Origin of the sequence: Rhizobium sp. P38BS-XIX (genome assembly GCF_012641435.1) — a bacterium.
Lineage (GTDB): Bacteria > Pseudomonadota > Alphaproteobacteria > Rhizobiales > Rhizobiaceae > Rhizobium.
Window position 1 is genome coordinate 305,130 of the sequence record NZ_JABAIJ010000008.1, and the last position, 18,640, is coordinate 323,769.

Genomic DNA, 18,640 nt, shown 5'->3' on the forward strand with positions numbered 1-18,640 from the left:
CCTCACGCGGGCACCGCAGGCGCGGTTCCGGTTGAAAACGCCATGATTTCCTGTTGGCTGATGGTGCCGTCCGGCGCGGGGCGAACTTCACCGCTGATGCGACCCTGGTTCATCACGAGAACACGGTCGCAGACGCCGATGATTTCCGGCAGCTCGCTCGAGATCATGAGAATGGCGACATCCCGTCGCGCAAGCGCATCGATCAGGCGGTAAATCTCCGACTTGGCGCCGATATCCACCCCGCGTGTCGGCTCATCGAGAATGATGACCTTGGGGTTGGCTTCGATCAGGCGGGCAAGAAGCACCTTCTGCTGATTGCCGCCCGACAGCGAACCGACGGCGACCTGATCGTTGGCCGCCCTGATTGCGAATTCCGAAAATGCCTTGCTCGACCTTTGCGCCGCGCTTTGAAAGTTCCGGAAGCCAAACCAGTGAGCGTCATCGGAGACAACGGAGACGTTGACGTTGTCACGGATGCTCATGTCGAGAAAGAGCCCAAGCCCCTTCCGGTCTTCCGTCAAATAGGCGATGCCGGCAGCAATTCCGTCACTCGGGCTTTCGATCTTTCGAGCACTGCCATCAACGGCGATCGTGCCGCTCGTCGCGATATCCGCGCCGAAAATCAGTCGGGCAAGCTCCGTTCGGCCGGAGCCCACGAGCCCGGAAAGGCCGACGACTTCGCCGGCGCGGACATCGAGGGAGCAATCACGCACCTTGCGGCCGTCCGAAAGGTTCTTGACCGAGAGAACCACGCGCGCATCGGATTTATCGGCTGCATGCGATTTCTTGTAGAAGGTCGAGACATCGCGACCGACCATCATCGACACCAGCGTCTCAGGTGAAAGCTCTGAGCGCTCGAGCGTCCCGACTGCCCGCGAGTCACGCAGGACCGTTACCCGGTCGGAGAGCGCGTAAATCTCTTCCATTCGATGGCTGATGTAAATGATCGCGATCCCCTGAGACTTGAGGTCGCGAATGACCTTGAACAGCCTGTCGGTTTCCCGGCTGGTCAGCGACGTCGTCGGTTCGTCCATGACAAGGATGCGCGGGCTGAAGGATAGCGCCCGTGCGATCTCGACCATCTGGCGCTCGCCGATCGACAGGCTGGCAACGACGGTATCAGGCGAGAAATCCAGCCCAAGCTGCCCAAGCACCGAAACGCATTTCGCCCTCTGCTCGCCACCGCGAACGAAGCCGAGACGGGAGCGCTCGGCACCAAGATAGATGTTCTGCGCAATGGTCAGGTTCGGCGCAAGCGACAATTCCTGATAGATGACGGCGATGCCGGCCGCCTTCGACGCATGCGGATTGCCCGGTGCGACCGGCTGACCGGCAACCATGACGCTGCCGCCCTGATCCGGCACATAGGCGCCGGACAGAATCTTCATCAGCGTCGATTTTCCCGCACCATTCTCGCCCATCAGCGCATGAACTTCGCCGGATCGCACGGTGAGCGAAACATCGTTCAGCGCCTTCATGGCACCGAAGGTCTTCGAGATATCGCGCATTTCAAGGACGGGAGTGCCGTCCGTTCCTGCCTCATTGACCATTGTGCTTCCTCCAATCCGGCATCGACCGACAGCTCTCAATCAAGGACCGTGGTCGTGGTGGGATGAGGCCCGGCGACAGCCATCTCGCTCAGGACATGCATGGACGCTCGGGCACGGACCGATTGGCTCATCTCGCGATACAGCTGGTAAAGCGTCTCGTAGGTCGCGGCATTGCTCTCATCGGGAAGGTAACGGCGATAGGACTTTGCACCGAACCGGGCCGCGCCTTCATCATAGGAAGAAACAACGCCTCCCGCGACAGCACCGTGGATGGCAGCACCGACCGCCGTCGGATTGGCGATCTCGGGAACGTCGATCGGCCTGTTCATCACATCCGACATGATTTGAACCAAAAGCGGGTTGTTCTGCGCGAGACCGCTGGTCATCACCATGCGCTCGACGGCGATGCTGCCGGCGTCAAAGAGATCGACGATCGAACGCGCGCCGAAGCAGAGCGACTCCATCAGGCCGCGGTAGATGCCGACCGATGTAGTGTCCATCGAGAGGCCCATGATAATGCCGCTCAAGCGCGAATCGGCGAGCGGAACGCGGTTGCCGTTCCACCAATCGAGTGCGACAAGGCGGTTCTGCCCGGGCACCAGCGACGCGGCCTCGGCGTTATAAAGCCGGAAGCTTTCGTCCGCAGTCTCGGCGCGCGGGAAGGTCTTGACGAACCATGCCAGCGTGTCGCCAAAACTTGCCTGCCCGGATTCGTAGCACCACAGGTCGCGCATCGATCCGTTGTAGGCAACGCCCTCGATACCGGGCGGGAGGGGATGAAAGCGTTCCCTAAGCAGAAGATAGGCGGCAGACGTTCCCAGCGCGCCGACCAGGCATCCGTCGTCGACGGCACCAACTGCCGGCAGGACGACATGGGAGTCGATCACCGAAACCGCGATAGCTGCCTTGCCCTTGATCCCCGTCTTTTGACGCCAAGCGTCCGTGAGACTGCCGGCCGACGATCCCACTGCGTGGGGTGCACTCAGACGCGCGTCAAGCCCATCGAGAATATCCTTCGGATATCCATCCCCCTCGGCGTATTGCGCCTTGTAGGATGCAAAACCGAGGCTCCGGCTCTCGACGCCGCTGAGCTGCCACACGAGCCAGTCGCCTGACTCGATGAAGCGCTCAGCGGCATCCCAAGTCTTGGGAGACTCCTTGGCAACCTGAACCGCTTTCGCAAGCAACCATTCACCAGAGACCTTGCCACCGAAATTCTTCAGGTAGCTTCCGCCCTTGGCGTTGATTTCGTCGGCGTATCTTTGCGCCGCCCCATGCTTCCAGAGCTTCACATAGGCGTGCGGATCTTCGGGAAACAGCGTCGAAAGCGGCGTACCGTCAGCCGTTGTCGGCATCGGCGAGCTGGCAGTGAAGCCGAGACCTATGCCGTCGATCTCCCGACCTCCTCCCAATCGGGACAGGATTTCTGTCGCGGCTTCGATGTAGTCGGGGGCATTTTGCAGGGCCCATCCTCGCGGGAGCGGTGCGCCTCCGGGCAAGGCTTGCGTCATGATGCCGTGCCGATAGCTATGCGTATGACTGGCGATCTGCTGCCCGCTCGCCGTATCGATCAGCACGCCGCGCGCGGATTCCGAACCGTAATCGAGGCCGATGAGGAATGTTTCGGCCATCTTATGCCGCCCTCTCATCCGCGCTCAGTCCCTTGGCGGCAGGCGCCACCCTGGAGCAGTTTGATGACGGAGCGATTGTCTGCGGCATGTCGGATCCTGTGAATTCTAAGGGGCACCGCGTCGCAGGGTCACGCCGCGTCTCCTTTCGCCACATTTATAGCCACAAATATCCCAAAATCAACAAAGATTTGTATATATTTATACATAATAGACAACCGAGACCTCAGCAGCCGCTAACGTCTTGGAAAACGTCGACCTTCTCTGGTGATGACAGGGAACCGCGTCAGTCGACCTTGCCGACGACCGATCATCTCACATACGTGGGATCATCTACGGATGGCTCATTTCAAGCCTTGCGCCTGAGCGATGGAATGGCTTTCTTACGGCACCGATCGATAATGATCTTGGTATTGAACGCGCTGGCAACAGATCTATGCGCGCCAAGGGAGAGAAAGAAAAATGCCTGTGTCTAACGACGGCCTCGGCATCGGTAGAATGAACTTCACCTTGATAGCTGCCACCATCGCCGCAGTGCTCGCGATTTGCTTGCTGCTGACTGGCCTGTCGGTTGGATTGACTGTTTTCATCGCGATGGCCGCGTTCCTTGTCGCGGCTGTCCTCGCCTTCATTCTATGGCCGCGATGGCGCTGGTCGCGCTTGCAGGAACGCTTTCCCGAACATTTGCATATGCAGGACGTGCGGAAACTTCTCGGTGCACCGCCTCAAGCTATCGAAACCTTCCCCGGTGATGTCGTCGAATGCTGGATCTATCCGCCCCGCTCGCTGCTTGCGGGCGAGCCGATCGGCGTCGGCATGGCATTCGATTTCGACGCCAAGGGTCGCGTTCTCTCGATGCGACGGCAGCGAGGACGCTAGAGCAATTCCAGGAAAGCGCTTCGCGTCTTTCGTCCGGAACGTCTAAAAAGCAAGGAGATAGAATGGTTCAGAGCCTCCGCGAAAACTGAACCATTCTAAAGGCCTTAACCGACGTTCTCGATCATGAACTGCCCGTTCGCCCATCGCATGATCTGGCTCGACAGGGGATATGCTGCCTGATCCTTAATCTCACCGGCAATCTCGGCAAGCGATTCCTTAAGCTCAACGTCGTCAGCCGGGACGAACAGAAATTCGTCCCGGCTCGGCGTAGCAACGAGGATGTCGCCTTCGATCGCAATCCGCTCTCGCCACAGCGCGAAGATCAACAGCATGGATGCGTCGTAGTTGCGATCGAGACGCGCGACAAAGCGGCCGCCATTCCCCTCTATTTCGAGAGATGGAAGGAATTGCTGGAGGTTCGCCAGAGCCTTGTCATGCAGGGCCGCTTCTTCGACGCCCAAATCCTGCAGCATATCCTTTGTTACGAACTGCATGTTGTCCTCTGTGTCGAGAACATACGTGACGACCAGATCTCCCATAAATGGTCTGATGAGAAAAAGAGGCGCAGGCTTGACGGGGTTGCCGGCAGCCAGTTGGTGGCGCGCCGTATCGGCCCAGTCCGCCGGCTTTAACACGGGGAAAATGCGTGATGCGTCGATCGCACCACGAGGTTGGTCAATTGCATGGGCTTCATCCAATTGGCCCTGGAAAAGTGCGCCCAGCTCATCCTCGCCATTGCGGTATCGGGTATACCAATTGCCGAAATACTGCTTCGCCTGAGTGCCGTTCGGCATGACCCAGGCCACGTGGGACAGCGTCGCATTCTCGCCGAGGTGAACCGTAACCGCCGTATCTGGATACCGCTGCCGGACGAAAGCGGCATAACGTTCTATGTAATCGGCCACGGAAAGCGTTTGCTCTTTCGGCTCTGCGCGCTGGAATAACTTCTTCAGAAAAGACATGAAACGCTTTCTCGTTTGAAGGCCGACAGACCAACACTATCAATGAGTGTGTTAGAATAGGAGCCTCGGGCGAAATGGAAAGGAAGCCTCCCATCTATCAGCCGAAAAGATGGGAGCGCTAATAACCTCAGGCCATCAACTCCTCACCGACACATCCGTCGAAAGAGCCCTGGTCGACATCGCAATGCTCGACGTCAGCGCGCCAACCATCCGCCATCGACGGGAAGACTACCGCTCCTCCCAGCTCCGATGGCTCACCCCATCGCCCGGCCGGGATGCGCGCGAGGATGGCACTGCTGCGGTCGGGATCGTCACGCAATGCCGTCGTATTGTTCGTGACGAAGTATCCGGGTGCGATGGCATTGACGTTGACGCCCTTGCTCGCCCACTCGCAAGCAAGCAGTCGCGTCAAACCGGCCAGGCCACTCTTCGACGCGGTGTAGGATGGTATGCGTATGCCGCCCTGAAACGACAACATCGAGGCAATATTGATGATCTTGCCTCGACCCTTCTCGATCATGTGGCGGCCGGCCGCCTGGGACAGAAAGAAGGCCGTCTTCAGATTGACATCCATCACCTGATCCCAGTCTTCCTCGCTAAAGTCGATCGCGTCGGCCCTGCGGATGATCCCGGCATTGTTGACGAGGATATCGACGCCGCCGAATTGCGCGATACTTTCGGCGACGATAGCCTTGACCGGCTCGATCGTGCCGAGATCGGCCTCAATGGCATGGAACCGCTGACCGGGCGCTGCAACAAGCGCTTTCGTCTCCTCCATCGAAGAGCGGCCGACGGCGACGATAGCCGCTCCTGCCTCGGCAAGCGCAACCGCGATTGCCTGCCCGATGCCCGTATTTGCACCGGTGATGACGGCGACGCGCCCTGTCAGATCGAAGGAAGTGGCCACCCTCATTACCTCAGATCGCTGATGGCGATATGATCCATGTCGGTGAAGCTTTTGTTGTCTCCGGCCATGGCCCAGATGAAGCTGTAGTTCCTCGTGCCCGCACCCGAATGGATCGACCAGGGCGGCGAGATCACAGCCTGCTCGTTGGCGACGACCATATGCCGGGTCTGCTGCGGCTCTCCCATGAAATGGAAGACGCGCTGCGCGGGATCGATATCGAAATAGAGATAGGCCTCCATCCTTCGATCATGCGTGTGAGCCGGCATCGTATTCCAGACATTGCCGGGCTCGAGCATGGTCAATCCCATCGTCAGCTGGCAGGATTGGCAGACTTCAGGATGGACGTATTGATAGATCGAGCGTTTGTTCGAGGTTTCCGTGTCTCCCGGCGTCAGATGCCTGACCTCTTCGCGCTTCAATAGCACCGTCGGATGCGTGGCGTGCGCCGGCGTCGAGACGAGATAGAACTTGGCCGGGTTGCCGGCATCTTCGCTTTCAAGGCGGATATCAGCCGCGCCCTTGCCTATGTAAAGGCAATCATAGCGTGACAGCTCATAGACTTTGCCATCGACGACGATACGACCGGCGCCACCGATATTGAGAGCGCCCAGTTCACGCTCCGCCAGGAACGTCTCCTGACCGATCGCCTCCGGGGCGGTCAGTGCCAGCGCGGATCCGGCCGGCATCGCACCGCCGATGACCATCCGGTCATAATGGGAATAGGTAAGCCTGATATCACCGCTTTCGAACACGCTCTCGACCAGAAAGTGGCGGCGCAGCGTTTCCGTGTCGTAGGCCCGAACGGCTTCCGGATGGGAGGCATGTCTCACATCGGTCTTCATAACAATATTTCCTCTCTCGATGACGTGTGACCATCCCGCGATGGGGACGGCGGGAGCACCTGCGACATAGGAAGCTGCCGCAGGCTCGAGCGCTATCTGATGTATCCCAGGCTGCGTGGCAGGGAATTGGTGATATCAGGCACGAAGGCGATGATCAGCAGGCAGACAAACAGGATCGCGAGATATTTGGCGATCGGCTTCACCGTCGCCTCCAGCGGGACGTTGCCGACGGCGCAGCTCGTGTAGAGACCGAGGCCGAGCGGTGGCGCGAAAAGACCAAGGCCCATGGCAACGATCAGCACGATCCCATAGTGAAGCGGCTCGATCCCGAAACTGTGGGCGACCGGCAACAGAAGCGGCCCGAAGATGATCAAGGCCGGAGCGCCTTCCAGGGCCGCACCCATGACGATCAGGATCAGGATCGAGACGATGAGGAAGGCCCAGGCGCCCGCACCATGGGTGAGGCTGATCATCATCTCTGCCAGCATATGCGGGACTTGTGCAATCGTGATCGAGAACGCGACCGTCTGCGAAGCAGCGACCACGAACAGGATCATGCCGGCCAGCGTCGCCGATCGCTTGAAAAGCGCGAGTGTGCTCGCCCATGTCAACTCGCGGAACGCCAAGGCACCGACGATCAATGCATAGGCAACCGCAAAAGCGCCGATCTCCGTTGCCGTTGCGAAACCGGAGCGATAGCCGCCGAAGATGATCACAATGACACCAAGGCTTATGGCACCGCTTCCCAGAAGATTTCCGAGACTCCGATCCGATCTCTCGACGATCGCGGGCGTGTCCTTGCGCGAAAAGATGACGATACCGGCAATCAGGGCCGTGGCCATCAGGATCGCGGGATAGATACCCGCAGCGAAAAGGCCGCCGATCGAGATATTGGCGACGTAGCCGAGAATGATGAGATTGATACAGGGCGGGATCGTTTCCGCCATAACGGCACTTGCCGCCAAAAGTGCGACTCCATCGGACGGATTGTTGCCGGACCGGCGCATCGCGGGCACCATGACCGTGCCGACAGCCGTAACGTCGGCAAGCTTCGACCCGGATATGCCCGAAAATAGAACCATGCTCAAAACGGTGACGATGCCGAGGCCGCCACGACGCTTTCCAACACCGCGGCGTAGAAGCTCGATCAGGCGAACGGACATGCCGTTCACTTCCATGGCAAGCCCGGTCAGGACGAAGAAGGGAACGGCAAGCAGCACCACATTGTCGATGCCGCTATAAGCTTGCTGCGCAAAAACCGCATAGGGTATGAAGCCGTCGCCAGTGATGTAGAGCAGCGCGCCGACGCAAAGCGAGAATGCGATCGGAATGCCCGAGCCCAAGCAGATGGCAAACCCGACAAGCAGCAAGGTAAGCGCACCCGGTGCATAATCCGGGAGGAAAGTCATCCAGGCCGCCAGGATGGCCGCGATGGACAGGAGGCCGCCAAGCGACACGAAGATCGCGTGCACGGGATAGGCAAAGAGCCTTGCCGCCGTGAAAACGGCCATGCAAAGCCCGCCGGCAATCAGCGGATAGATGAACAGGTTTTGCGGCAGACCGGTCGACGTCACCTGCGTCCAGGCCGTCTCGCAATATTGAATGGCAAAGACGACGAATGAGATCGAAACCGCAAGCTCGACCCAGAGGCCGGCAGCCTCTACGAGGATTCGCCTTTCTTTCTTCAGGTTGTCGCGAAGAATGCGAATGCCGACATGATGCCCCTTGGCGACAGCAGCCGCGCCGCCGAAGAAGGCGACCGCGATCAACAGAATTCGCGCAACCTCGTCCGCCCACAGAATAGTGTCGTTGAAGGCATAACGCCACAGAACCGAAACGATGACGACCAAAAGGTCCGCGGCCAGAAAGGCGGCCGCGAGCACTTCGACGATGGTCTGGAGAGCGCCGACAAACGGCGCCCCCCTGACGGCCGGAGCTTCCGCCTCCGGAACGAGGGTATCGGCCAGCATAGCGCTCATGCCTTCACGATCGCATCGAGCACGGGTTTGGTTGCCGGATACTTCTGCGCAAAATCGTGCCATAGCGGCATGACGAGGTTTTTGAATGCAGCTCGATCCACCTCATGCGTCTCGATGCCATTCTTCTTCAGCGTGGCAAAAGCCGCCGCTTCGATATCGTTTGCTTTACCGCGTTGGAATGCGGTCGCTTCCGCCGCCGCCTCACGAAAGGCGGGAAGGGTTTCAGCCGGAATCTTCGAAAGCGCCCGCTTACCGATGACGATAGTCTGCGGGTTGCAGATATGCTGCGTCAGGGAGATATGCTTGGCGACCTCATAGCATTTCAGCGCCAGAATGGTCGGTGCGTCATGCTCCATGCCGTCGATTACGCCCGTCTGCAAGGCGGTATAAACTTCGCCGAGCGACATCGGCGTCGGGGCTGCTCCCATCGCCTGCAGGGTCGCGACAAAATTGGCGACCGGCAGAACGCGGATCTTCTGTCCCTTGAGCACTTCGGGTGTATTGGCGGGCTTGCGGGCGGCGATGTTGCGTCCGCCGAAGCTGTATGCCCAGCTCAGAACCTCAACGCCGATCTTGTCGGCGAAGATGCCGTTGAGCACCTTGCCGGCGCTACCGTCGAGGACCGGGCCGGCTGCGCTCATGTTCTCGAAGAGATAGCCGAGATCCAGCACGCCGACCTCAGGCGCAAGCGTGCCCCAAATGGAGGAGCCCGAGATCATCATGTCGACGATGCCAAGCTTCACCTGGCCGACGACATCGGCCTCTTTGCCGAGCTGATTGTCAGGGAAATAGTGAATTTCAATCGCGTCGCCGACCTTGGCCTTCAAGGCGCTCTGAAACTTGTCGTACCAGAGCCAGTGCGCCGAATTCGGATCGGATGGTAGCGACGACGACAGTCGCAATGGGATCGGCGCGGCAAAGGACGGCGCAGCCCGCCCGATGATGGCGAACGCTCCCAAGCCCGCCAGCGATGCGCCGAAAGCCCGGCGCGACATTCTGATATTTTTCATGGTTCTCCTCCTTGCAGGACGCGATCTGCGCCCCTCCTCCACTGCTTGAAGTTGAATAAGCATCCGTCAGTCGGATGCGGCCCTCCCCGTGACCCTCACCGCGAGCGGCAGGCAACCGTCGCAGATGGCCTCCGCCACCTGACCGATTTCGATCGGATGAACACCCGTCGTGGCACCGGCCGATATGACATCGCCCTTCTTCAGGCCGCGATTGCGCGATGCCAGATGATTGACGAGAAACAGGAATGCATCGAGAGGTCCGCCATTCGCGCCGACCGCGCGTCCCAGACCAATCGTTTGCCCTTCTATGCGCATCTCGGTCTTGAGATCGTCGAGCGCGCCCTTGTCCCAGCCCTCGATGGCAGCGCCGACAGCGATGCCGCTATTGTTGCCAAAATCCGAAACGATGGCCCAAGGACCGATATCGTTGATGGTCGGTAGCGGTGAACCGGCGATTTCCATGGCCAAATGCACGCCTGCGATCAGCGGTAAAAGGTCAGGCATGGTCCACGGCGTCGTGCGCGGCTCGATATCTTCGTTGAGGACGATGCCGATTTCCGTTTCGACCGCGATGAAACCACCGGGAATGACTGCAATCTCACCGATTTCACCGGGCTTCACCTGAATAACCGATTGCGAAAAGGCCGGCCCCGACATGCGTTCGGATTTCAACTCCGCGCGCAGATCCGGATGAATGGCCGCGACCTTCCAGCCGGCAATAGCGTCCGGCCAGAGCGAGATCGACTCCTCCTGGATTGCGTATGCCTCCGCCAGTCCTGTCGGCAAATCGCCCGGAAACCCGGAAAGGGGCCTCGCTTTCCGGCGCGCCGTGTGAAAGGCTTTGGCGATGGATACGGTCGAAGACATAGACAGAGGGCTCCCGTCTTGATACTAGTATGGTAGTATTGACTAGTATCTCAGTGAATGCAAGCGGCATGGAGGACAGGTTGTGAATATTGCACGCGGACAAGGTGGTTCTGTCGCCTATCGCCTCGAACAGGAGCTGTTGAAGGCAATCATCGAATTGGAGTTGCCGCCCGGCATTCGGTTATCAGAGCAGGAAATAGCGGAACGCTACGGGGTTTCCCGCCAACCGGTGCGCGAAGCCCTGATTGCCCTGAGCCGCCAACGCTTCGTCGAGGTGCTGCCGCAGCGCGGCACGATCGTCGTCAAGATTTCCGTTCGCGAAATGATGGAAGCCCGGTTCCTGCGCGAAGCCATAGAAAGCGCTGTCGTACGCCGCGCCTGCGAAAATTTTTCGGCAACCAGCCGGGAGCGCATCGACGATGCCCTCGACGCCCAGCGCCGGGCCGCCGCGAAAGGCGATCATCTCGCGTTCAGGCGCTTCGATGAGCTTTTCCATCTGACGCTAGCCGAGGGAGCCGATTGCCCCATGGCCTGGAGTATCGTCGGCAATCTGAAGGCGCACATGGATCGGGCCTGCCAGCTGACCCTACAGGAAGCCTCGGCAATGCAAGTGCTAGTGACGCAGCACGAGCAGATCATGGCGGCGGTCGACGCACGCGATCCTGCCGCCGCCGAAGCGGCCATGCGCTATCACCTCACGGAAATCCTCCGCGCCCTGCCCGAGACTGAGCGGCAACATCCTGAATTGTTCGAGTGACAATGGACGCGTTGCAATTCAAGACGGTATCGATGTCGGCATCGGAGAACGAACCATCGTTTTAGGCTAGGGCGCTCACGAAAAAAGCAGCGAAGCCGGATAAGGCAGGGCAAGAGGCGGCATGGTTTCGCGCGCGAAGTATTGCAGGGACTTCGTCTCCGGATCCGTCCAGATGCCTTTGTCCGCATGCACCTGGCATTTGAACAGCGTCACGACATATTCGACGTGATCGCCGTTGGGGTAGGTATATCGGAATTCACTTCCGCCGAAGACGCCGAGAATGTCGGTCGAGATGACCTTAAAGCCCGTCTCTTCCATCACCTCGCGCGCGATGGCCTCCTGCGGCGTTTCGCCGGGCTCGATTGCCCCAGCAGGCAGGCTCCACCCCTCGCCCGAAGACTTCTCCTGAAGCAGCAGATTACCTGCAGCATCATGGATGACGGCCGCGACCCCGGGCAGCAGGAGCAGGCGGTTTCCGATCAAACGGCGGAGATCGACGAGATAGGATTTCATCCGTGGCACTCATTTTGAAGCGGGAGAGCAAGCTTTGAGTGCTACGGATGAAATAGGCAAGAGGCCGAAATGAGGCCTCTTGCCTGAAATGCCATAAGCGATCTTTAGGCAATCAGCGCCTTGATATAGTCGACGGAACGTTTTGCCAGTACCTTCCAGTCTGTGGGATTGTCGTGCTCGACAACGAGTACATCGGCGCGAGTCTTATGGAACAGCGGGTAAAGCGCCTTCCAGTCGATGATGCCATCCCCCGTCGGCGTCCAGCCTTCGTCGAGATCGGTGCCTGCCGGCGCCGTGTCCTTCAGCTGGATCGTGGTGATCCGATCCGCATACATCGCGAGCTCCTTGGCGGGATCGGCCCAACCACGGGTTACCCAGCCGATATCGATTTCGAAATCCACGCCGGGACCGGCCGCTTCGAGAAGGATGTCGATCGGCCGGCTGCGATCTTCCAGCCGATGATATTCGAAATCGTGATTATGCCATGCGACCCTGAGCCTCTCGCTCTTGGCCATTTCCGCGCCCGCCCTGAGGCTTTCACCGACACGCCGCCAGCCGTCGACTGTGACGCTGCGCTCGGCAAGCGGAATGTACGGCGGGATCAGCGTCTTCGTCCCAAGCGTATGAGCATAATCGAAGAACTTCTTCGGCTCGTTGATCAGCCCGGCGAGCGGCATGTGGATACCCGAGCATTCGAGGCCGGCATCGTCCATCCTTTTGCGAAACGCGGAGGTCTTTGTCTCGTAGGCGGGTAGCCAAAGCTCCAGGGCGTCATAACCGATCTCTCCAAGATACGGCAGATGATCTTCGATGGGTGGCGACAGCCGCGAGGAATAAAGCTGGAAGGATATCGAATAGCGGGACATGATCTGACCTTTGTTAAGCGGCGAAATTGGAAGGGGCGTCTGCCGACTTCAGCAAGGCGGCATCGTCTTCGCTGAGCGGCGCCGGGCGTTCGACGGTGCTCTTGATCTCGACGAATTCACCGATCTCGGCCGATTTAATAATCGCCAGCAGCACTTCGAGAACGTGACGCGAGAGATCGCCGGATGCCCGTGGGGCCTGGCCGCTTTCGGCGGCAACCAGAAGATCCGCGAGACCCAGGCCGCGATAGTTGCTGATGGTCGCGCCGGCTGGTTCCTGCCAGTTCAGGTTTCCAAAGACCGTCTTGGCGGTGTCGATCGCATGGCGTCCGCCGGCGTCGATCAGCGTCAACCCGCCCCCGAAATAATTGGGATCGGGAACCATCAGGGAAGCGTTCGTCCCATGCAGCTCGATCGGATTGGTATGCCCGTGGCCCCAGTTGTCGTAGCTCACGGAGAAATGGATCTGCGCACCGGAGCTGAACTCCAGCAGCGCCTGACTGGTCGTTGGCGTCGTGACGGGAACGCTCGTGTTCTTGGCCGGCCCTTCGGCGGTCACATGGCGCTCTTCGAAGAATTTCGAGGCCATGGCGATGACGCGCCGAACAGGCCCGAGAAGAGCGACGAGCGCCGTCATGTAATAAGGCCCCATATCGAGCACCGGACCGGCTCCGACCTGGAAATACGGGAATGGATTGGGATGCCAATGCTCCATGCCATGGTTCATGAAGTGGGCGCTGCCGCTCTTGACGATGCCAAGCTTGCCTTCGTCGACCAGCCGCCGCGCCGCTTGGTGGGCGCCTCCCAAAAACGTATCCGGCGCGGATCCGATAAGGCGACCATTTTGGCGCGCGACTTCCAGAAGATGGTCAGCATCCGCCATGGTCAAGGCCAGCGGCTTTTCGGTGTAGGCATGCTTTCCGGATTTCAGGATGGCTTCGGTGACCGTAGCGTGGCTGGCCGGGTTCGTCAGGTTGATGACGACGTCGATGTCCTGCCGGGCCAGCAGATCCGATGCGGAGAGCGCCGACAGCCCATATTGTTTGCCGCGCCGCTCTGCCGCAGCCATGTCGACATCGGCGCAGGCAACGAGGCGGATGGGCTTAAATACCGCCGAGAGGCGCGCATACGCATCGAATATGTGCCCGCATCCTATAATGCCAACGTTCCACTGCTTGCCGGTCATGTTTTCCTCGCCTCGGTTGCAAATCTCGCGGCCCGGTCGGCCGATCCGCACGGAGACAAGACCTATTCGCGCTTGTCGTTTGCGGCCATGTCGTTTCGCTTCGCGCAGTCCGGCATTTGAGAAATTCGCTCGATCTGGGCTGGCCATCTGAAATAGCTGTTTTGGGATTTCGGTCCGCCGGCAACCGCACATTTGGCAAAGCTCGGCCCGGAGTCCGCAGTTTGCGACAATGACGCTTGAGACGCTGTCCGACGCTTTGACAACAATGTGGGTTTCTGGTGCGCTTTTAGGCATCGGGATGGGCTGCGAGTGCCAAGGGGCGGTGCTCCGGTGCGTTGCCACATTGGAAAAGCCCGATGTCGGAGGAGGAACAACGAATGACAAAAACTGGAAAGAACTTTCTGCAGGGTGCGATCGGACGCCGCGACTTTCTCCAGGCGACAGGGCTGGGGCTGGCCGCACCCATGTTTCTGGGCATGCCCGATTTCGCCAATGCGCAGGAAAAAATCGAGCTCACCATGTGGGCGTGGACGCCGGACACGCAGGTGCAGGCCGACATGTTCACCAAGAAGTTTCCCAACATCAGCGTGAAGGTCGAGAATGTCGGCCAGGGCGCGCCGCACTATGTGAAGCTGCGCAATGCGCTTCAGGCGGGTGCCGGTCTGCCCGATCTTGCGCAGATGGAATTCAATTCGCTTCTGAGCTTCCGGCAGCTCGGCGCCCTTGCGGATATCGGCACAAACGTCAACGCGACGAAGGACAAATTCATCGACTGGACGTGGAGGGCCGTCAGCGACGGCGACAAGGTTTACGGCGTTCCATGGGACAGCGGTCCGATGGGCGTCCTCTATCGCGGCGATGTCTTCGACAAGTACAAGATCACGCCCCCCGACACCTGGGATGCTTTCGCCGAATCCGCCATGAAGCTCGCCAAGGATGCACCCGGCACTTATCTCACGGACTTTGGTGCCGCCGATCCGGGTTGGGTGGTGGCGCTGTTGTGGCAAGCCGGCTGGCGGCCGTTCCACACCGAAGGCACGAATATCAAGATCAAGCTCAACGACGACATTGCCAAGAAGTGGGCCGCCTACTGGCAGAAGCTGCTCGACGCGAAGGCGATCGATACGAAGCCGGTCTGGACGACGGAGTGGTTTGCCGGCCTCGATAACGGCACATATGCAACCTGGGTCACGGCCGCTTGGGCACCCATCCTGATGCAGCAGTCGATGAAGAAGAGCTTTGGAAAGTGGCGGGCATCGCCGCTGCCGCAATGGAAGGCCGACGACAAGATCACGGCAAACCTTGGCGGTTCCACCATCGCCGTCATGAATTCCTGCAAGCATCCGAAGGAAGCTGCGATGTTCGCAGCCTTCATGGGCAGTGATCCGGAAGCCGCGCGCCTGTGGAACACCAAGCAGTTCCTGTTCCCTGTCCTCAAGGAGCTCATCGACGACAAGGAACTGATGGGCCACAAATACGACTTCTATGGCGGCCAGGCCGTGAACGAAATCTTCGCCGTCTCCGAAAACCAGGTGGATCCGACGTTCGAGTTCGCGCCGTTCCAGGACTTCGTGAACCAGGTCATCATGGACGAGTTCTCGGCCGCGATCGCCGGAAACGGCACGCTTCCCGATGCCTTCGACCGGCTGCAGGACAAGGTCGTGAGTTACGCTCAGGATCAGGGCTTCACTGTCTCTTGATCCCGACGGGGAGGATGGCCGTCCCCCCGGCCTCCTCCCCGCCTCTCGACCCCGCTCAACCAGGAAGACCTCATGCCCGACGCCCGTGAAGCGAAGCGGCGTGGTCGGATCTACGTCAGCAAATCCGTCGCGCCCTATCTGTTTCTCTTTCCTTTCATGCTGCTTTTCGCGGCATTCCTTGTAGCGCCGCTCGTTTATGCGTTCTGGCTCAGCCTTTTCCGGCAGACGCTCGCAGCAGGCGTACGTTTCGTCGGGGTGGAGAATTATATCCGCGCCTTCAGCGACAAGGCCTTCTGGGAAGGCGTCATCCTGCTGTTCAAGTTTGGCGCGATGCAGATCCCCGTCATGTTGGGACTCGCACTTGTCTACGCGTTGATCCTCGATAGCGGCAGGGTCTTCGGGCGCAGCTTCTTCCGTATCAGCTTCTTCATTCCCTATGCCGTGCCGGCCGTGATCGCGGCATTGTTGTGGGGTTATCTCTACGGTCCGTCTTTCGGACCCTTCGCGCAGCTTGCGGGAATTCTGGGCCTTCCCAAACCCAATTTTCTCTCGGAAAGCACGATCCTGCCGTCGATCGCCAATATCGCGGTCTGGGAATATATGGGCTACAACATGATCATCTACTACTCGGCCCTGCAGGCAGTTCCGCAGGACCTGGAGGAAGCCTCGGCGGTCGATGGCGCAAGCGGCCTTCGCCACGCGTTGAGCATCAAGCTGCCGTTGATCCTCCAGACGGTCATCGTGACGATCATGTTCTCGATCATCGGCACGCTGCAGCTTTTCACCGAACCCTATCTTATCCGGACGTTGGCGCCCGGGCTGATCAACAGTCACTACACGCCGAACTACTACGCCTACACGCTCGCTTTCACGAACCAGCAGTACAATTATTCCGCAGCGATATCCTTCGTTCTCGGGGGCATCGTGGCCATCGCCTCCTACACGTTCATGCTGGTCGCCAACCGGAGGACCCAACGGTGACGATCGTTTCCAAGACCGCCAACTCTCCCTCGTTTCGCCGCAGCCGACGACTGCTGACCGGCGCCCTGGTCCTCTACTTCATCTACACCTTCATACCGCTGCTTTACGTGATCGTTTCGGCGACGAAGACGAATGCGGATCTCTTCGGCACCTTCGGCCTTTGGTTCGCCCATGATTTCAACCTCGTCCAGAACCTCAAAGACCTCTTCACCTTCCAGAACGGCATCTTTTCGCGATGGCTGCTCAATACCGTGATCTATGCGGGCGTATCGGGCATCGGAGCCGCGTTCTTCGCTACCTTCGCTGGTTACGCCTTCGCGAAATACGAGTTCGCCGGCAAGCGCATCCTCTTTGCCATGGTGCTAGGTGCGGTGATGATCCCGCAGACGGCGCTCGTCATCCCGATTTTTCTGCTGCTCTCCAAGGTCGGCCTGGTCAACACCCCACTCGCCATGATCCTGCCCTCGCTGGTGTTTCCTCCCGGCGTCTTCCTGATGCGGGTCTATGCGCAGGATGCGCTTTCGAACGAGCTGATCGAGGCGGGCCGCGTCGACGGTGCGGGTGAGTTCCACATCTTTTCCGCGATCGGGTTCCGACTGCTGATGCCGGGCTTCGCCACGGTGCTGATCCTCGCCTTCGTCGCGACATGGAACAACTACTTCCTGCCGCTGGTGATGCTCAGTTCGTCGGAGAACTTCCCCGTCACGGTGGGCCTGTCGCAGTGGTACCAGCTCGCAACAGTCGGCAGCGGCGCGGCGGTTCTCTTCACGGTCGTCATGACCGGCGCGCTTGTCAGCATCCTGCCGGTCATAGCGGCTTTCCTCTTCATGCAACGCTACTGGCAAGGTGGCCTTAGCTCGGGCGGCGTTAAGGCCTAGATTCCGGAGTCCATATCCATGGCAATCATCGAACTCAAATCCGTGCGAAAATCTTTCGGCGCACTCGACATCATTCCCGGCGTCGACCTCAGGGTCGAGCATGGTGAATTCGTCGTGTTCGTCGGACCGTCGGGTAGCGGAAAATCCACCCTCCTGCGGCTGGTCGCCGGCCTGGAAGAGGCAACCGGCGGAACGATCTCGATCGATGGTCGGGATGTGACGACACTCGGTCCGGCGGAGCGCGAACTGGCCATGGTCTTCCAGTCCTATGCGCTTTATCCGCACAAGACCGTCCGCGCCAACATGTCCTTTGCACTCGAAGTCGCCAAGGTCCCGCGCGAAGAGATCCGTCAGCAAGTGGACAAGGTTGCAGCACTCCTGCAATTGACGAACCTGCTGGAGCGCAAGCCGCGCGAACTGTCCGGTGGCCAGCGGCAGCGCGTGGCGATCGGCCGTGCGATCGTCCGTGAGCCCGTCGCCTTCATGTTCGACGAGCCGCTATCCAATCTCGACGCAGCGCTGCGTATCGAGATGCGCTTGGAGATCGCCAAGCTGCATCGCCGATTGGGCGCAACGATGATCTATGTCACCCACGACCAGACGGAGGCAATGACACTGGCCGACCGCATCGTCGTTCTCGACAAGGGCGTCATCCAGCAGACGGGAAGTCCGCTCGAACTCTACGAGCGTCCCGCCAACCTCTTCGTCGCCCAGTTCATCGGATCTCCCAAAATGAACGTTCTCTCGGCCGAGGTTGCTGGATCCACCCTGCCGGCCATGTCGCGGGCGGCAACCCACATCGGCATCCGCCCCGAGGATATTGCGGTTCTCGAGCCCGGAAAGGGTCATCTCGATGGCAGGATCGAAGTGGTCGAGCGCTTGGGCTCGGACACGTTCGCCTATGTCGCACTGGCGGACGGCAGCCTGCTGACGGTTCGCGCACCGCGGGATTCCTCCGCCTCGATCGGACAGGAGATCGGCATTCGTTTCGAGGAAGGTCGCATCCACGCATTCGACGGCAAGGGCGTGGCACTGCCTTCATGACGGGCTGCGGATAATCTGAAATCCCAGTCCGCTATTTGAGACATTGCCGTTGACTCCCACCGAATTTAAGCGCGTTTTCTTCTTGGCAATGTCG

17 protein-coding genes are annotated in these 18,640 nt (G+C 59.6%); 6 read left to right on the forward strand and 11 right to left on the reverse strand.

The window, feature by feature from the left end; all coding sequences use genetic code 11:
* Positions 1 to 2: 2 nt before the first annotated feature.
* Together HGP17_RS24950 and HGP17_RS24955 are read right to left on the reverse strand one after the other, a co-directional pair.
* Positions 3 to 1,550: a sugar ABC transporter ATP-binding protein gene (locus tag HGP17_RS24950; protein ID WP_168813131.1), complete on the reverse strand. Its 1,548-nt coding sequence runs from the start codon at positions 1,548 to 1,550 to the stop codon at positions 3 to 5.
* Between the two features lie 35 nt (positions 1,551 to 1,585).
* Complete coding sequence (locus HGP17_RS24955; protein ID WP_168813132.1) at positions 1,586 to 3,181, reverse strand: ribulokinase; 1,596 nt, start codon at positions 3,179 to 3,181, stop codon at positions 1,586 to 1,588.
* A gap of 459 nt (positions 3,182 to 3,640) precedes the next feature.
* Between HGP17_RS24955 and HGP17_RS24960 the strand changes: the two genes are divergently transcribed.
* Positions 3,641 to 4,057: a hypothetical protein gene (locus HGP17_RS24960; RefSeq protein WP_168813133.1), complete on the forward strand. Its 417-nt coding sequence runs from the start codon at positions 3,641 to 3,643 to the stop codon at positions 4,055 to 4,057.
* Between the two features lie 104 nt (positions 4,058 to 4,161).
* Here HGP17_RS24960 and HGP17_RS24965 read toward each other — a convergent pair whose 3' ends face one another.
* The 6 genes from HGP17_RS24965 to HGP17_RS24990 all read right to left on the reverse strand — a co-directional run bounded on the left by HGP17_RS24965 (position 4,162) and on the right by HGP17_RS24990 (position 10,624).
* Entirely contained in the window at positions 4,162 to 5,019 is an 858-nt protein-coding gene (locus HGP17_RS24965; protein WP_168813134.1) for a DUF1444 family protein, read from the reverse strand.
* A gap of 127 nt (positions 5,020 to 5,146) precedes the next feature.
* Complete coding sequence (kduD, locus tag HGP17_RS24970; protein ID WP_168813135.1) at positions 5,147 to 5,932, reverse strand: 2-dehydro-3-deoxy-D-gluconate 5-dehydrogenase KduD; 786 nt, start codon at positions 5,930 to 5,932, stop codon at positions 5,147 to 5,149.
* Positions 5,932 to 6,768, reverse strand: coding sequence for a 5-dehydro-4-deoxy-D-glucuronate isomerase (kduI, locus tag HGP17_RS24975; protein WP_168813136.1), 837 nt, complete (start codon positions 6,766 to 6,768; stop codon positions 5,932 to 5,934). Before kduI ends, kduD begins: the two co-directional genes overlap by 1 nt.
* A gap of 92 nt (positions 6,769 to 6,860) precedes the next feature.
* Positions 6,861 to 8,747: a TRAP transporter large permease subunit gene (locus HGP17_RS24980; RefSeq protein WP_246704198.1), complete on the reverse strand. Its 1,887-nt coding sequence runs from the start codon at positions 8,745 to 8,747 to the stop codon at positions 6,861 to 6,863.
* Positions 8,744 to 9,757 carry a TRAP transporter substrate-binding protein gene (locus tag HGP17_RS24985; RefSeq protein ID WP_168813137.1) on the reverse strand — a complete coding sequence of 338 codons (1,014 nt, stop codon included), beginning with the start codon at positions 9,755 to 9,757 and terminating at the stop codon, positions 8,744 to 8,746. Before HGP17_RS24985 ends, HGP17_RS24980 begins: the two co-directional genes overlap by 4 nt.
* Positions 9,758 to 9,823: 66 nt before the next feature.
* Positions 9,824 to 10,624: a 2-keto-4-pentenoate hydratase gene (locus HGP17_RS24990; RefSeq protein ID WP_168813138.1), complete on the reverse strand. Its 801-nt coding sequence runs from the start codon at positions 10,622 to 10,624 to the stop codon at positions 9,824 to 9,826.
* Between the two features lie 82 nt (positions 10,625 to 10,706).
* On the opposite strand from HGP17_RS24990, the gene HGP17_RS34070 reads away from it, so the two are divergent.
* Entirely contained in the window at positions 10,707 to 11,381 is a 675-nt protein-coding gene (locus tag HGP17_RS34070) for a GntR family transcriptional regulator (protein WP_168813139.1), read from the forward strand.
* 75 nt (positions 11,382 to 11,456) lie between these two features.
* Here the strand turns inward: HGP17_RS34070 and HGP17_RS25000 are convergent, their stop codons facing one another.
* The 3 genes from HGP17_RS25000 to HGP17_RS25010 form a co-directional block, all read right to left on the reverse strand.
* Positions 11,457 to 11,894, reverse strand: a complete 438-nt coding sequence (locus tag HGP17_RS25000; protein WP_168813140.1) for an NUDIX domain-containing protein — start codon at positions 11,892 to 11,894, stop codon at positions 11,457 to 11,459.
* Between the two features lie 104 nt (positions 11,895 to 11,998).
* Positions 11,999 to 12,760: a sugar phosphate isomerase/epimerase gene (locus HGP17_RS25005; protein WP_168813141.1), complete on the reverse strand. Its 762-nt coding sequence runs from the start codon at positions 12,758 to 12,760 to the stop codon at positions 11,999 to 12,001.
* A 13-nt stretch (positions 12,761 to 12,773) separates the two neighbouring features.
* On the reverse strand, positions 12,774 to 13,943 hold the full coding sequence (locus HGP17_RS25010) for a Gfo/Idh/MocA family oxidoreductase (protein ID WP_168813142.1): 1,170 nt from the start codon (positions 13,941 to 13,943) through the stop codon (positions 12,774 to 12,776).
* Positions 13,944 to 14,320: 377 nt separating this feature from the next.
* Here HGP17_RS25010 and HGP17_RS25015 point away from each other — a divergent pair, with 377 nt between their 5' ends.
* The 4 genes from HGP17_RS25015 (at position 14,321) to HGP17_RS25030 (ending at position 18,546) form a co-directional block, all read left to right on the forward strand.
* Positions 14,321 to 15,643: an extracellular solute-binding protein gene (locus HGP17_RS25015; RefSeq protein ID WP_168813143.1), complete on the forward strand. Its 1,323-nt coding sequence runs from the start codon at positions 14,321 to 14,323 to the stop codon at positions 15,641 to 15,643.
* 72 nt (positions 15,644 to 15,715) lie between these two features.
* Positions 15,716 to 16,624 carry a sugar ABC transporter permease gene (locus tag HGP17_RS25020; protein WP_168813144.1) on the forward strand — a complete coding sequence of 303 codons (909 nt, stop codon included), beginning with the start codon at positions 15,716 to 15,718 and terminating at the stop codon, positions 16,622 to 16,624.
* Positions 16,621 to 17,502: a carbohydrate ABC transporter permease gene (locus HGP17_RS33810; protein ID WP_205926116.1), complete on the forward strand. Its 882-nt coding sequence runs from the start codon at positions 16,621 to 16,623 to the stop codon at positions 17,500 to 17,502. Before HGP17_RS25020 ends, HGP17_RS33810 begins: the two co-directional genes overlap by 4 nt.
* An 18-nt stretch (positions 17,503 to 17,520) precedes the next feature.
* A complete protein-coding gene (locus HGP17_RS25030) occupies positions 17,521 to 18,546 on the forward strand; it encodes an ABC transporter ATP-binding protein (RefSeq protein WP_168813145.1) in 1,026 nt (341 codons plus the stop codon).
* Positions 18,547 to 18,640: the final 94 nt, after the last annotated feature.